This window comes from Streptomyces sp. NPDC050625 (genome assembly GCF_040654755.1).
Lineage (GTDB): Bacteria > Actinomycetota > Actinomycetes > Streptomycetales > Streptomycetaceae > Streptomyces.
Map to the genome: position 1 here is coordinate 36,318 of NZ_JBFAIQ010000030.1, position 13,622 is coordinate 49,939.

The following is a 13,622-nucleotide window of genomic DNA, read 5'->3' on the forward strand; positions in this document are numbered from 1 at the left end:
CACATCCCACACATGCGCAGGACTCACGTGCCGCACCATCCGGTCGATCGGGTCCGATTGACCGGTGGGGCCCCGCGGAGGAATGTGGCCACAGAGGTGTACCAGCACTCAGGAGGCACTCAGGAGGCACCGTGACCACCTCAGCGCAGCCACGGGTGTCGGGCCTGGAGATCCGGTCCATCGACTACGTCCCCCTGGACGAGCGCCACGGCAAGCTGTGGCACCTGGGCCCGCTGTGGTTCATGTCGAACGCGCAGATCGCCACGCTGGCGGTCGGATTGATCGGCATCACCGAGGGCGGCAACCTCATCTGGTCACTGCTGGCGATCGTCACGGGCACCCTCGTCGGCACGTTCTTCATGGCCTTCCACTCGGCCCAGGGTCCGCAGCTCGGGTTGCCCCAGATGATCCAGTCACGGCCGCAGTTCGGCTATGTCGGGGCCCTGCTGGTGTGGCTGTTCGCGTATGTGCAGTACGCGGGCTTCAACGTGTTCAACACCATCCTCGCCGGGCAGGCCCTGCACACCACGCTGCACGGGGGCGTCAAGCTGTGGGTGGCCGTGGTCACCGTGATCGCCCTGGTCGTCGCGCTGGTGGGCTACGACATCATCCACAAGGCCGAGCGGATCCTGACGTACACCTTCCTGGTCGTCTTCGGGATCTTCACCGTGGGCGTCCTGGTCCATCTGCACTATCCGCCGGGCTCCTTCGACCTGAGCGGCTTCAAGTGGACCCCGTTCCTCGCACAGTTCGGCGTGGTCGCCGGCTACCAGATCAGCTGGGCCATCTACGTCTCGGACTACTCGCGCTATCTCCCCCCGGATGTGACGGTCCGCAAGACCTTCTACTGGACCTACTTCGGGTCGGCACTCGGCGGAATCTGGCTGATGGTCCTCGGGGCGCTGCTGGCCGCCTGGGCCGGCAAGGGCTTCGAGACGATCGCGTCGATCGACGCGGCCGGCGACGAGGTGTTCAGCGGCTTCGGCGCGATCGTGCTGCTGTTCGCAGCGCTGGGGCTGGTGTCGGTCACCGCGCTGAACATGTACGGCGGGTCGCTGACGCTCATCAGCGCGATCGACTCGTTCAGACGGGTGCGGCCGACGCTCGGTGTGCGGCTGCTGACCATCGGGCTCACCGCGGCGCTCTCCCTGGTCGGAGCGCTGGCCGCGACCTCCCACTTCCTGCAGAACTTCAACAACTTCCTGCTGCTGGTGCTCTATCTGTTCATCCCGTGGACCGCGGTGAACCTCATGGACTACTACGTCGTACGGCGCGGGCACTACGCCATCGCCGAGATCTTCAACCCGCACGGCATCTACGGCCGTTGGGGTGTGCACGGCATCGTCTCCTACCTGGTGGGATTCGCCGTCATGATTCCCTTCTTCTCGGTCGGCACGCTCTTTGTCGGCCCCGCGGCCAAGGCGCTCGACGGCGCGGACATCTCCCTGTTCATCGGGTTGCCGGTCTCGGCGCTGCTGTACTGGTGGCTGACCCGGTCGATCGACGTGGCGGCCGAGCAGCGGGTGGCCGCGGCGGAGGCGATCGAGCTGGAACGGGCCGCGCACGAACACCGCGAACCCTCGCCTTGACTTCGAGAGCACTCCAAGTCCTAACGTCCCGGACGTAACGGCACGACGATCGTTTTCGCAAGGAAAGCAAGGAAAGGCTGGAACTCCCATGGAACAGCGCACTCTGCGAGACCTCCGGGTATCCGCCATCGGCCTCGGCTGCATGGGCATGTCCGCGTTCTACGGTTCCACCGATCATGACGAGGGCATCAGGACCATCCGGCGCGCACTCGAACTGGGCATCGACTTCCTCGACACCGCGCAGCTGTACGGGCCGCTCACCAACGAGAGCCTGGTCGGCGAGGCGATCAAGGGGCATCGCGACGAGTACGTCGTCGCCACCAAGTTCAACTACCGGATGGACGACGCCGTTCCGGGCGACATGAGCACCGTCGGCCGGCAGGACGGCTCCGCCGAGCACGTACGCAGCTCGGTCCATGGCTCGCTGAAGCGGCTCGGGACCGACTACATCGACCTGTACTACCAGCATCGCGTCGACCCCGATGTGCCGATCGAGGAGACCGTCGGTGCCCTCGGGGAGCTGGTCGCGGAGGGCAAGATCCGTCACATCGGCCTGAGCGAGGCCAGTCCCGAGACCCTCCGCCGGGCCAACGCCGTCCACCCGATCACGGCGCTGCAGACCGAGTACTCGCTGTGGACGCGGGACCCGGAGGCCGAGGTGCTGCCCACGTGCCGGGAACTCGGGATCGGCTTCGTCCCCTACTCCCCGCTGGGCCGCGGCTTCCTCGCGGGCCGGTTCTCCTCCCCCGAAGACCTCGAAGAGGGCGACTTCCGCCGCACCGGTCCCCGCTTCACCGGCGACAACCTGGACGCCAACCTGCGCCTCGCCGCGAAGGTGAAGGAGATCGCCGCGGAGAAGGACGTGACCCCGGCACAGCTGGCGATCGCCTGGGTCCTGGCACAGGGCGACGACCTGGTCCCGATCCCGGGCACCAAGCGACGCACCTACCTGGAGCAGAACGCCGCCGCGGTGGACGTCGAACTCACCAAGGAAGACCTGTCCCGCATCGACGCCGAACTCCCGCAGGTGTCGGGCGAGCGCTACAACGAGGCCGGCATGAGGAGCGTGAACCTCTAGCGCGGGCCGTGTACCCCCTTGCCGGCGCGGGGACTCGGCCGACGAGGATGGTGTCCGTCAGCCCGACCGGGCCGAACTCCGAGGCGGCGTGGGCCCGGTACTCGTCGTAGGCCCGGTACTCGTCGAGGATCATGGCCCCGCCGTTCTCGCCCTTGCGGTTGCCGGTGAGGACAGGTACGTCGGCGCGGGAGTCGAAGGGGGGTGAGTCGCCCATGCTGCGTCGAACTCCCCGTGCCCGGTAAGCGCATCGGCCGGACTCACAGGTTCCGCGGGGAGCGGCCGACCGCGGCGCGCAACGCGCCGTTCACAGGAGCATCACGCCCACGCCCTTCCGCGGGTGCGGGGCGGGACTACCGTCGGCTCTCCGCCCGAACCGACACGAGTGAGGTTTCATGTCCGCAAGACACATCCTCGCCGGCCTGGCGCTGGTGCCGGTGTTCGCGTTCCCGGTGGCCGCCCACGCGACGACGTCCGGCCCTGCCGGTGTGCCGCCGGTACCGGCCCTCCAGGCCCGTTTCGATCTCCAGGCCCACCGGGGCGGTATCGGCATGACCACCGAGGAGTCCCTGGAGGGGTTCGGCAAGGCGATGCGCCTCGGGGTGTCCACGCTGGAGCTGGACACCCACGTCACCAAGGACCAGAAGGTCGTGGTCAACCACGACCGGCAGATCAGCGCCGTGAAGTGCCGTGACACCGCGCCGGTCACGCCCGGCGACCCGATGTACCCGTACGTCGGGAAGTACATCAAGGATCTGACGCTGGCCCAGATCAAGACCATGGACTGCGGCTACCAGCAGTTGCCCGGCTTCCCCGAGCAGGAGGTCGTCAAGGGGTTCCGGATGGTCGAGTTGAAGGACGTCCTGAACCTGGTCAAGAGCTATCACGCCAAACAGGTCAACCTGAACATCGAGACGAAGGTCGAGGCCGACGCGCCCGAACAGACCGCGCCGCGCGAGCTGTTCGTCCGCCGCGTGTACGAGGAGATCCACCGCTCGGGCATCGAGGACCAGGTCACCATCCAGTCCTTCGACTGGGGCGCGCTGAAGGTGATGCACCGGCTCGCCCCCAAGTGGCCCCTGGTGGCGCTCACCAACTACGACTTCCTGCAGGTCGGTCAGCCCGGTGCCTCGCCGTGGCTCGGCGGGATCGACGCGGACGACTACGACGGCGACTTCGTCAAGGCGGCCGCCACGATCCCGGGTGTCACGACCCTCTCCCCCAACTACGGCTTCCCGCAGAGCGGCAAGGTCGGCGACCCGGGCTTCCGCTTCTACTCGGACGCCGCCATGGTCGCCGAGGCACACGCCCGGGGTCTCAAGGTCGTGCCCTGGACCTGCGACGACCCGGCCACCGTGGAGGCGCTGATGGACTTCGGCGTCGACGGCATCATCACCAACTACCCCAACCACGTGCGGCAGATCATGGCCGACCGTGGGATGCGCCTGCCCCGGCCGTACCACCCGCACCGGGAAGCCTGAGCACGCACGACCCTGAGCACGCACGACGGAGCCCGCCGCGGCGGCCCTGTGCTTGCGGTCAGGCGGTCGCCGGTCCGGTCCGCTCGACCAGCCGGGCGAGCTTGTCGAGGGCCATGCGGGTGCCGAGTTCGTTGTCCGCCTGGGGGATCTCGTCGGGGATCCCCTCGTGCACCATGACGACATCGGTCCCGCCGTCGGCCCCGGTCAGCGAGGTGGTCAGGGTCATCGGGCGGCGCAGGGCGTCGTCGTCGGACTCGAACTCGATTTCCTCTACGACCAGTTGGTCCGGTACCAGGCGCGCGAAGTGCCCTCGGTACGTGTCCGTGCGTCCGCCGGACTTTCCGGGGACGCCCTGCTCGTCGTGGACGAGCGAAACACGGAAGGCGCCGCCTTCGCGGGCGTCGAACGCGTGGACGTGGGCGGTCATGCCGTCGGGTACGCGCCAGACGGCGATCGCGTCCGGGTCGACCAGGGCCCGGTAGACGACGGCCGGCGGCGCCTGCAGATGCCGGGAGACTCGCGTGGCGTACATGCCCTCAAGCTACTCCGCCCGGCCTCCCACCGCGCCCGCCGAAAGAATTCCGGGATTTCTGGTTCTCATAACCCTCGCTCGCTTTCTCCTTTCCGCATATAGAGTTGCACCCATGACAACAACCATCTCCCCCGCCCGCGTCGCCCTGAAGAAAGTCACACCCGCCGTATCCGGAGCAATGGGCGCCCTGCACGGTGCCGCGGTGGCCGCCGCGCAGGAAGCCAAGGTGGAGCCCGAACTGCTGGAGCTCGTGAGAATTCGGGCGTCACAGATCAACGGGTGCGCTTTCTGCCTGGACATGCACACCAAGGACGCGCGCGCCGCGGGTGAGAGGGAGCAGCGGATCTACGCGCTCAACGCCTGGCGCGAGACCCCGTTCTTCTCTCGACGGGAGCGTGCCGCACTGGCGTTGACCGAGGCGGTCACGCTGGTGCGGGACGGCCACGTACCGGACGAGGTCTACGCGGAGGTGGCCGAGGTGTTCGACGAGCCGCAGCTCGCCGCACTCATCTGGGCGGCCACGGTGATCAATGCGTACAACCGGATCGCCATTGCGACCCGTATGGTTCCGGGCGCCTATCAGCCCACCCCGGAGTAGAACGGAAATCCGCGCACGGTCAATCGCGCCGGCCCTTTTACGGATCAGGTCCGGCGCGCTTTCATCGCGTATTTCAGCGCGCCCGGGAAAGCGGCTCCATCATTTCATCGAGCCACGCTCTCCATTCCGGCGCGCACCGCGGACCCCGCATTCATCGGCCGGCCCAGCCAGGCCGTGACGGGCCGGATTCCGTGCAGCGCGTTCACCACCCAGACTTCCCTGCCGTCCAGTTCCGCGAGGGTCCGTTCGCGATGGGCGACGCGCACGCCCGACTTCCGCGCGCGTTCCTGGACGAGCCCGATCGTGACACCGGCCAGGACGGGCAGCTGAGGCGGCGGCAGGCACAGGACGTCGTCCTCCCACCACACCAGACTGGCCGTCGCGGCCTCCAGCACCAGCCCGGTCGGCGCGACCAGGACGGCCTCGTCGGCGCCGTGTGCGACGGCCCGCTCCCGCAGGCGGGCCAGGGCGGGCAGGTCCGGTCCCTTGCGGCGCGGGAGCGTGCGGGGATCGGGCTGCCCGGTCGCCCACACCCGTACGTCCTGCGCAAGGGGCGGGGCGGGCCGCAGAAGAAGCCTCAACTGCTGTGATCCAGAGGCGAGTTCGACCCGGGGGAACCAATCGCCGACGCGTGGCAGCGCCGCGGTCACGTCCTGCCAGAACTCCACGAGCCGGCGCAGCGGCGGACCTCCGGCGCCCTCGCAGTCGGCGCAGGCGCGCAGGAAGCGTTCCCGGTGGCGCTCGTGGCCCCGCATGCGTCCCTCGCGCAGCAGCCACGAGTCGGCGACGAGCAGCCGCCCGTCGGCCGGCGGGCAGGGCGTCAGGCCACCGCCCGGGCTCCAGGCCAAGAGCCCCTCGGTGAGGGTCGGTTGTGTCATCGGTACACCTTCCTCGGCACCTCAGTACTTCCGGCCCGCGACGGCCGGCGCGCCGTTGCGGGGTCCGTAGGGTGCGTGCTCCAGCCAGGCACCGCACCACGGCAGGACGGGTGCGAGTGCGGCGGCCGCGCGCTGTTTCACCCGGACGATCCTGCGCCTGGGCCGCAGATGGTCCAGTGCGGTACCGGCGGCGGCGCTGTTGAACAGGGCGGCCGCCCGGCGGACCTCGGCGAACTCCGCCACGGCCGCGACGGTTCCGGCGGCAGCGGCCGTGGCGGCGGCCGCCGCGTCCGCGATCCCGCTGTTCATGCCCCGCGCCCCGAACGGCGGGAACAGATGGGCCGCCTCACCGACGAGGAGCACCCTGCGCCGCGGATCGGTGAAGGAGGCCGCTACCTTGTGCAGGAAGCGGTACGTCGACACCCACAGGATGCGGTCCTCGTACCCCTCCCCCACGACCGAGGGCAGCCACCCCCGTACCGCCTCCTCGGTGCCGCACGCCTCGTGGGCGTCGTCGTCGTGGCACTGGAGGTCGAGCTGGAAGCCCCCGGTGAAGGGGATGCGCATGACGCTGCGGCCCGAGGTGCCGGGGTGCTCGTAGTGGAAGACCCGCTCCAGCGGGAGTTCGGCGCCCGGGATGTCGGCGATGTCGACGACGACATGGAAGCCGTTGCCGTGGCTGCCCTCCAGTGGAATGCCGAGTTGACGCCGGACGGTGGAGCGGGCTCCGTCCGCGGCGACGACATGGGTGCCGGTCCAGGTCCGGCCGTCCTCCGCGGTCAGGACGACGCCGGTCGGCATGGCCCGTACGCCCTCGACCCGGGCCTCCCACTCGAGCTCCACCCCGGCCTCCTCGCAGGCGGCGAGCAGGAAGCGCGTCCACCTGGCGCAGGCTGGTGAAGGGGGGCCGCCCGGACGGGGGCAGGAAGGTGCGGGCGTACACCTCGCGGCCCCGGTAGAGGGTGCGCCGGGTCAACGCGTGCCCGGCCTCCGTCGAGCCGATCTGCTCCAGGACGGGCGCGCCCAGCAGTTCGGTGATCCGGCGGCCGAGATCGGCGGGCAGGCCCTCGCCCGCGGAAATGGCGGCCCGGACGGACGCGAAGCACGCCTCGTGCCCCTCCGCGCGCTCCGCCAGCAGGGCCGCGTACGCGGAGGGCACGGAGTAGAGCAGGGTCACCCGGTGCCGTACGACGAGGTCGTCCACGGCGGCCGGGGTCGGGCGGCGGTCGACCAGGACGGCGGAGGAGCCGGAGAAGAGCGGGAAGACGAAGGCGTTGCCGAAGCCGTAGGCGAAGTACAGCTTGGACACCGACAGGGTGACGTCGTCCTGGGTGATGCGCAGCAGCCGTCTGCCGATGAGGTCGTGGTACGTCCTCGGGTCGCCGTGGCAGTGCACGACTCCCTTGGGCCGGCCGGTCGTTCCGGACGTGTACTGGAGGTACAGCGGGGTGTCGGCGTGGGCCTGGTGGGCGGTGGTCATCGGCTCGGCGCCGCGGGTGAGCGCGACGAGCTGGTCGGCGCCGAGGCGGGCGCGGCGCGGGAAGCGCTCGTCGAGGCCCGGTCCGGTCACGCACAGCGCGGCCTCGGTGTCGTCGGCCATGAACTCCAGCTCGGGCGGGGTGAGTTCGGGGTTGACCAGGACGGCGACGGCACCGAGGCGGGCGGTGGCCAGGAAGGCCATCACCCAGGCCATGGAGTCGGGCAGGGCGAGCAGCACCCGGTCGCCGGGGCCTACGCCGTGTCCGGCGAGCACGGTGGCCGCGCGGGCGGCGCGGTCGTGCACCTCGCCGTGGGTCCAGGAGCCGTGGCCCTGGTGGAAGGCGGGCCGGCCCATCCACCCGCGCCGCTCGGCGAGCTCGGCCAGGTGGGCGGCCAGGTTGCCGGGCGCGCCGGTGTCGGCGGGGCTCAGGGTGGGTTGCGGTGTTGTCATCGGGTCCGCTCCTGTTCGGGGGCCGGGAGCGAGCTGTGTTCCCGGTGGGCGCGCATCGGCGCGGCCGCCTTGAGCAGCATCTCGTCGTACTCGGCGGCCGGGTCGGAGTCGAGGACGATCGCTCCGCCGGCCCCGAGGTGCATCCGGCCGCCGCTGAACACGGCGGTGCGGATGACGATGCCGAGGTCGGCGCCGCCGCCACAGCCGAAGTAGCCGAGGGCGCCGGAGTACACGCCGCGGGCCTCGGTCTCCAGCGCGTCGATGATCTCCATGGTGCGCAGCTTGGGCGCGCCGGTCATGGAGCCGCCGGGGAAGCAGGCGCGTACGCAGTCCACGGCGGCGGTGCCCTCGCGCAGCCGTCCCTCGACGGTGGAGACCAGTTGGTGCACGGTGGCGTACGTCTCGGTGGCCATGAGGCGGGAGACCCGTACCGTTCCTGTCTCGCAGACCCGGCCCAGGTCGTTGCGGAGCAGGTCGACGATCATCAGGTTCTCGGCGCGGGTCTTCTCGTCGGTGGCCAGCGCGTCCCGCAGGCGGTCGTCCTCCTCCGGGGTGGCGCCGCGGGCGGCGGTGCCCTTGATCGGCTTGGCCTGTGCGATGCCGTCCGAGGTGATCCGCAGGAAGCGCTCGGGCGAGGAGCCGGCCACATCGAGCTCCCCGAAGCGCAGGAAGGCGGCGTACGGTGCCGGGTTGATGCGCCGCAGCACCCGGTAGAAGTCGTACGGGTCGTACGGTGCGGGAACCCGGGCGGCGTCGGTGAGGCAGACCTCGTAGCTGGTGCCCGCCCTCAGTTCCTGTTGGCAGGCCTCGATGTCCGCGAGGTAGGTGGCCCGGTCGCGCACCAGCCAGGGTTCGGCGGCGCGGGCGTAGGGGACGGCCGGTGCGGTTGCGGCGGCCGGGTCCGGGGCGACGAAGGTGAGCTGGGCGAGGGTCTGGTCGAGCCAGTCCTCGGCCTCGCGCGCGGCCTGGGGGGTGTCCTCGGCCAGACAGACGGCGTAGGTGGCCTCCTCCTCGTGGTCCACGACGACCAGCCGGTCGGCGAACAGCCAGCAGGCGTCGGGTGTTCGGGCCCGGTGGCGGTTGGGGGAGCCGCAGTCGGCCTTCGTCTCGTAGCCGAAGTAGCCGACGTATCCGCCGGTGAGGTCGAAGGGCAGTCCGGTGCCGTCGACCCGCCGGGTCGCCAACTGCCGTTTGAGATAGTCGAATACGCTCGCCCGGACCTTGCGCGGCGGGCGTCCGGGCCGTTCGACCTCGCAGACGCCGGCGTCGACGTCGTACCGCACGAACTCGCTGAGCGGACCGGAGCCGTCGCCTAAGAACGAGAAGCGGGAGCGGCCCTGTTCGACGAGGGAGCTGTCGAGCCAGAAGGCCCTGGGCACCTCGGCGTGGAGCCGGGTGAAGGCCGCCTCGGTGTCGACGGCGGTGGCGATGCTGCGGTGGTGCAGCCGGTAGGTGGGGACGACGGACCGGCGGGGGCGGGGGATCGCCGCGGCGGTCGGGGTGATCGTGGTGTTCTTCGTACGGGTCCTGCGGGTGCGTTCCGCCGTGAGGTTGCGGAAGTTCATCAGCAGGCGGTGGCCGTGGTCGGTGAGAACGGACTCGGGGTGGAACTGCACGCCCCACAGGGGCCGGCTGCGGTGCCGCAGGCCCATGAGGACCCCGTCCTCGGCCCAGGCCGTGGCCCGGAGGGTGCCGGGCAGTGGCTCGGCGACGGCCAGCGAGTGGTAGCGCACGGCGGTGAAGTTCTGCGGCAGCCCGTGGAACAGGCCCTGACCGTCGTGCCGTACCGCGGTGAGGTGCCCGTGCCGGGGCTGTGGCGCGGGCTCCACGCGGGCTCCTTCTCCCGCCGCGATGCCCTGGTGGCCCAGGCAGACGCCGAGCACCGGGACCTGGGCCTCGGCGAGGACCCGGCCGGCGATGCCGAAGTCCCGTGGCTCGGCGGGGTGTCCCGGCCCCGGCGACACCACGATGTTGTCGAAAGCGCGCAGGTCGGGGAGGTCGTCGGCCGGGGTGTCGTTGAGCACGACCACCGGTTCCTCGCCGTTCACGTCGGCGATCAGCTGGAACAGGTTGTACGTGTACGAGTCGTAATTGTCGATGAGCAGGGTCTTCACCCGCTCACCTCCCTTGCGTCGTTCTCGGGCCTAGGCGGTACGGCGTTTGTGCCGGCCGCGCAATGCCTGCAGCGGCGGATACAGCCATTTCTTGAAGAAACGCTGAAGTCGCGGCATCAGAATCCAGGTGACGAGCGCCGTCACGCACAGGCAGAGCACCAGTGTGCGGATCAGCGGATTGAGGCCGCCGAGATAGGGGAGCGCTATCAGATTGAATAGGAGCACCTTCGGGAAAACCGCGCTCATATTCACGAACCACAGCTTCCATTTCGGTGGCGGGCGGGGTGCCTCGCGCGCCGGGTTCCGGGCGGTCTGGGAGTCGAACCAGGTCTTGGACCCCTCCATGACCCGGCGTCCCGTCTCCCGGGCCAGCCCGTCGGCCCGTGCCGACCACTGGGCCCACGACAAGGAGTTCTCCCGGGTCCGGGCGTCGTTGGAGGTGCGGAAGCGGTAGACCACGTGCCACTCCGCGCCTCCGTCGACCAGTACGCCGCCCCCGAGGAACCCCGGTTGACCGGCACCCGCGCGCAGCACGGCCCACCCCCAGGCATGGAAGTCGGCCTCACGGCCCGGCATCACGTGATATGCCACGGTGACGGTTACGGGATTCCTGGTCACGCCATTGATTACGCACAACCGTCACAGCACGTTCAAACATTCAACGAGTATTTTCAACTGTCCGGATAGCAACCGTTTGCTGGCTTTTCTGGGGCGTCTGCGGCATTCAAAGTTCGACCACCCGAACAAAAGCGACCGCCCCGGCCCGCCGTCCTCGGGGACGGGCAGGCGCGGGGCGGGTGGTCAGACGAGGTGGGCGAAGACGACGAGGTTCTCGGTGTAGTCCCCGACCGCCCGGTCGTAGTCCCCGGCGCAGGTGATGAGGCGTGCCTCGGCGCGGGGTGTGTCGCCGTACACCCGGTGGCTGGGGAACTGGTCCTTCTCGAAGGTCTCGGCGCTGTCGACCACGAAGGTCGCGTTCTTCCCGTCGGCCCGTGCCACCGAGAAGCGGTCCCCGGTCTCCAGCTCCCCGAGGTCGGCGAAGACGGCGGCGGACGTGGTCGTGTCGACGTGCCCGGCGATGATGGCGGTGCCCGCCTCTCCGGGCGAGACTCCCTTGGCGTACCAGCCGACGAGGTTCACATCGTCCCCGGGCGGTGGCAGGAGCTGCCCCGACGGGCCGATGGTGAGGGTGGTGAAGGGTGCGTCCACGTCAATCTTCGGGATGAGCAGGCGCGTCGGCGAGGAGCGGGGCAGATGTCTGCCGACCGGGTGCGCGGTGGGCGAGGACCCGCCGGCCTGCGAGGTGTCGGACGACTTGCCATGACCGCCGATCGCACTGGCGGCCACGAGCAGGATCGCGACAGCCCACATCACCATGCGCATGCCGGAGCGGGCGTCCGGTGCGCCCGGCTCCGGCTCGCCGGGGGTCGCGGACGGAGAAGCTGCCATCGGACTCCACCTCACTAGGTCACGGCAGCAGAGAGGTCATGGCGGAGGGGAAGCCGACCGCCGGCGCGGTGCGCACACGGCGGCGGCCTCGGCTCGGTCGGACGCGGGTCAGGAGGCCTGCTCGGCGGCCTTCTTGCGGCGCAGCGCGTACAGGCCGGTGGCACCGACGGCCAGTACCGCCAGCCCGCCCGTGGTGACTCCGCCCGGTGCGGCCAGGCCGCCGCCGCCGGTGTGCATGCCGCCGCTGGGCTTGTCGGAGTCGTCGCCCCACGAGTCCTTGCCGCGGTCGCTGTCCGACCCCTCGTCGCTGTCGTTGCCGGAGTCCTTGTTCTTGTAGGTCTCGGGGTCGTACTTGCTGTTGTCGCCGTCCGAGCTCCTGTCGTCGCTGCTCAGCATGGCGAGCGCACCGCCACCCGTGTGCATGCCGCCGCGTGGCTCGTCGCCGCTGCCGTCGTCCTCGTCCTCCTTGCTGTAAGAATCGCCCTTGCCGTGAGAGTCCCCCTTGCTCTGGGAGTCGCCCTTGCCGTGCGAATTGCTGTCCTCCTTGCTGTAGGAGGAGTCGTCATGGCTTTCGTCACCTCCGGAGGCAAGGGCCACTGGAGCGGCGATCGCGAGGGCGGCGGTCGCGGCCGCCGTGGCCAGGATCATGCGGGCAGAACGCATGTGGGAGTCCTTCCGCCGTGGCCCGGGCAGCCGACACTCCATCAGCTGGAATCACCCGGCCCCGACATGAACCACCGTCAGTCAGGCCCCCGAAGCACACCATCCGGGCCGCCCAGCCGGGTTACCAACACACCCCGGCCAGCCCCTTCCGCGCCGGGATCCGAGACACGGATGGCGGTATGAGCGGGCGGTACCGGTGCGGAACCGGTCTGCCGAGCCGTGCACGCCGGACTGCTCCGTTCGAGTCGACGTCCCCGTTTTCCGGGCGCACGATGAACACAGGGGTAGTTGGCGCCGCGGGCCGGACGCGAGCCCGCGGTCGGCACGAGGAGGCAAGCCATGACCGTCGCCCCTACGCGAGGGAAGGCCCGCAAACCGGTCACGCTCCCGCCCGGCGGAGTCGAATCGGAGAACCATCCCTGGCGCATACGTCTGGTCGAGCATCCCAAGCGCTTCGAGTCCTCCTTCTTCCGCGCGGCGAAGCGGGCCGCACAGCAGATCCTGCGTGAGGTGAGCGACGACGACCTGCCCTACGGCCCGCGGCCGCCCGCCCCGGAGCCCTGGGAGATGCACCACGGCGGCAGCCTCTGGGTCAAGGGGAACAGCGGCTGGCGGATGTACCGCGCCCGGGTGGGCATCGAGTGGAGCATGCAGTTCTGCGCGGAACCGGTGAAGGTCGACCGGCTCCGGCGGGAGGCGGCCGAACTCCTCGACGCCTTCCCGCTGACCCTGCCCGCACTGCGGGACCTGGGCTACGAGGAGGCGGAGGAACTGCTGCGCACCCCGGTCGAGGACGCCGACGGCGTCGAGGCGTGGACCGACTCCCTCTTCAACGCCTGCGTGCCTATGAGCCGTGGCAACCACCAGGGGATCCTGCCCAAGGTGCCCGGCGAGCACCACTACCCCTGGCCGGTCAAGGGCGCCGACTTCGTCCGGTACGACGACTTCCAGCTGTGGGTGACCCTGCCCGACGGCACGCACGGCGCCGTCGCTCCGGTGGACCGGCGCGGCTCCGGCGACGGGCATGTGCGGCTGGCCTTCGTGCCCGAGGGCAGCGAGGCGGCCCCGGCGCTGGCCCGGGCGCAGGACCTCGGGCTGATGGCGGTGCTGCCGCCCAACAGCTCGGCCGCCCTCCAGGCGTTCTCGGCGCAGATCACCCCCGGCAGCCGCACCGCTGCCGCTGCCGCCGTGCCGGCCGGCCATGCGGCACGACACGGCGGCACGCACCCTCGGGGGGACCGGCGCTCCGCCTAGGACCCGCCGCCTCGAACCTCTGGGATCCAGCCCCTTCGCCGTCCTCGCCACGGGCCTCG

Annotated in this window: 11 protein-coding genes and 3 pseudogenes; 5 read left to right on the forward strand and 9 right to left on the reverse strand. The window is 70.3% G+C overall.

Annotated elements, in window-relative coordinates:
* The first annotated feature begins 131 nt into the window (after nucleotides 1–131).
* The 3 genes from AB0I54_RS39225 to AB0I54_RS39235 all read left to right on the forward strand — a co-directional run bounded on the left by AB0I54_RS39225 (nucleotide 132) and on the right by AB0I54_RS39235 (nucleotide 4,145).
* Entirely contained in the window at nucleotides 132–1,589 is a 1,458-nt protein-coding gene (locus AB0I54_RS39225) for a cytosine permease (protein WP_363301094.1), read from the forward strand.
* 88 nt (nucleotides 1,590–1,677) lie between these two features.
* A complete protein-coding gene (locus AB0I54_RS39230; protein ID WP_363301095.1) occupies nucleotides 1,678–2,667 on the forward strand; it encodes an aldo/keto reductase in 990 nt (329 codons plus the stop codon).
* A gap of 392 nt (nucleotides 2,668–3,059) precedes the next feature.
* Nucleotides 3,060–4,145, forward strand: a complete 1,086-nt coding sequence (locus AB0I54_RS39235) for a glycerophosphodiester phosphodiesterase family protein (protein WP_363301097.1) — start codon at nucleotides 3,060–3,062, stop codon at nucleotides 4,143–4,145.
* 58 nt (nucleotides 4,146–4,203) lie between these two features.
* Here AB0I54_RS39235 and AB0I54_RS39240 read toward each other — a convergent pair whose 3' ends face one another.
* Complete coding sequence (locus tag AB0I54_RS39240; RefSeq protein ID WP_363301098.1) at nucleotides 4,204–4,677, reverse strand: SRPBCC domain-containing protein; 474 nt, start codon at nucleotides 4,675–4,677, stop codon at nucleotides 4,204–4,206.
* A gap of 112 nt (nucleotides 4,678–4,789) precedes the next feature.
* Between AB0I54_RS39240 and AB0I54_RS39245 the strand changes: the two genes are divergently transcribed.
* A complete protein-coding gene (locus AB0I54_RS39245; RefSeq protein ID WP_363301099.1) occupies nucleotides 4,790–5,275 on the forward strand; it encodes a carboxymuconolactone decarboxylase family protein in 486 nt (161 codons plus the stop codon).
* A 73-nt stretch (nucleotides 5,276–5,348) separates the two neighbouring features.
* On the opposite strand, the pseudogene AB0I54_RS39250 reads toward AB0I54_RS39245, so the two are convergent.
* The 8 genes and pseudogenes from AB0I54_RS39250 to AB0I54_RS39285 form a co-directional block, all read right to left on the reverse strand.
* A pseudogene (locus tag AB0I54_RS39250) lies at nucleotides 5,349–6,153 on the reverse strand (aminotransferase class IV).
* 21 nt (nucleotides 6,154–6,174) lie between these two features.
* Nucleotides 6,175–6,462: a hypothetical protein gene (locus tag AB0I54_RS39255; protein WP_363301133.1), complete on the reverse strand. Its 288-nt coding sequence runs from the start codon at nucleotides 6,460–6,462 to the stop codon at nucleotides 6,175–6,177.
* Nucleotides 6,463–6,474: 12 nt separating this feature from the next.
* A pseudogene (locus AB0I54_RS39260) lies at nucleotides 6,475–6,996 on the reverse strand (FAD-dependent monooxygenase); the annotation flags it as partial.
* A 73-nt stretch (nucleotides 6,997–7,069) separates the two neighbouring features.
* A pseudogene (locus AB0I54_RS39265) lies at nucleotides 7,070–8,083 on the reverse strand (AMP-binding protein); the annotation flags it as partial.
* Nucleotides 8,080–10,197 carry an aminodeoxychorismate synthase component I gene (gene pabB / locus AB0I54_RS39270; RefSeq protein WP_363301100.1) on the reverse strand — a complete coding sequence of 706 codons (2,118 nt, stop codon included), beginning with the start codon at nucleotides 10,195–10,197 and terminating at the stop codon, nucleotides 8,080–8,082. The pseudogene AB0I54_RS39265 and the gene pabB, both read right to left, overlap by 4 nt.
* Nucleotides 10,198–10,227: 30 nt before the next feature.
* Complete coding sequence (locus AB0I54_RS39275) at nucleotides 10,228–10,815, reverse strand: hypothetical protein (protein WP_363301101.1); 588 nt, start codon at nucleotides 10,813–10,815, stop codon at nucleotides 10,228–10,230.
* A gap of 183 nt (nucleotides 10,816–10,998) precedes the next feature.
* On the reverse strand, nucleotides 10,999–11,646 hold the full coding sequence (locus AB0I54_RS39280) for a class F sortase (RefSeq protein WP_363301103.1): 648 nt from the start codon (nucleotides 11,644–11,646) through the stop codon (nucleotides 10,999–11,001).
* 108 nt (nucleotides 11,647–11,754) lie between these two features.
* Nucleotides 11,755–12,309, reverse strand: coding sequence for a hypothetical protein (locus tag AB0I54_RS39285; protein ID WP_363301104.1), 555 nt, complete (start codon nucleotides 12,307–12,309; stop codon nucleotides 11,755–11,757).
* Nucleotides 12,310–12,648: 339 nt separating this feature from the next.
* On the opposite strand from AB0I54_RS39285, the gene AB0I54_RS39290 reads away from it, so the two are divergent.
* Nucleotides 12,649–13,563 (forward strand): DUF6424 family protein, encoded by a 915-nt coding sequence (locus AB0I54_RS39290; RefSeq protein WP_363301105.1) that lies wholly within the window; start codon nucleotides 12,649–12,651, stop codon nucleotides 13,561–13,563.
* Nucleotides 13,564–13,622 lie beyond the last annotated feature (59 nt).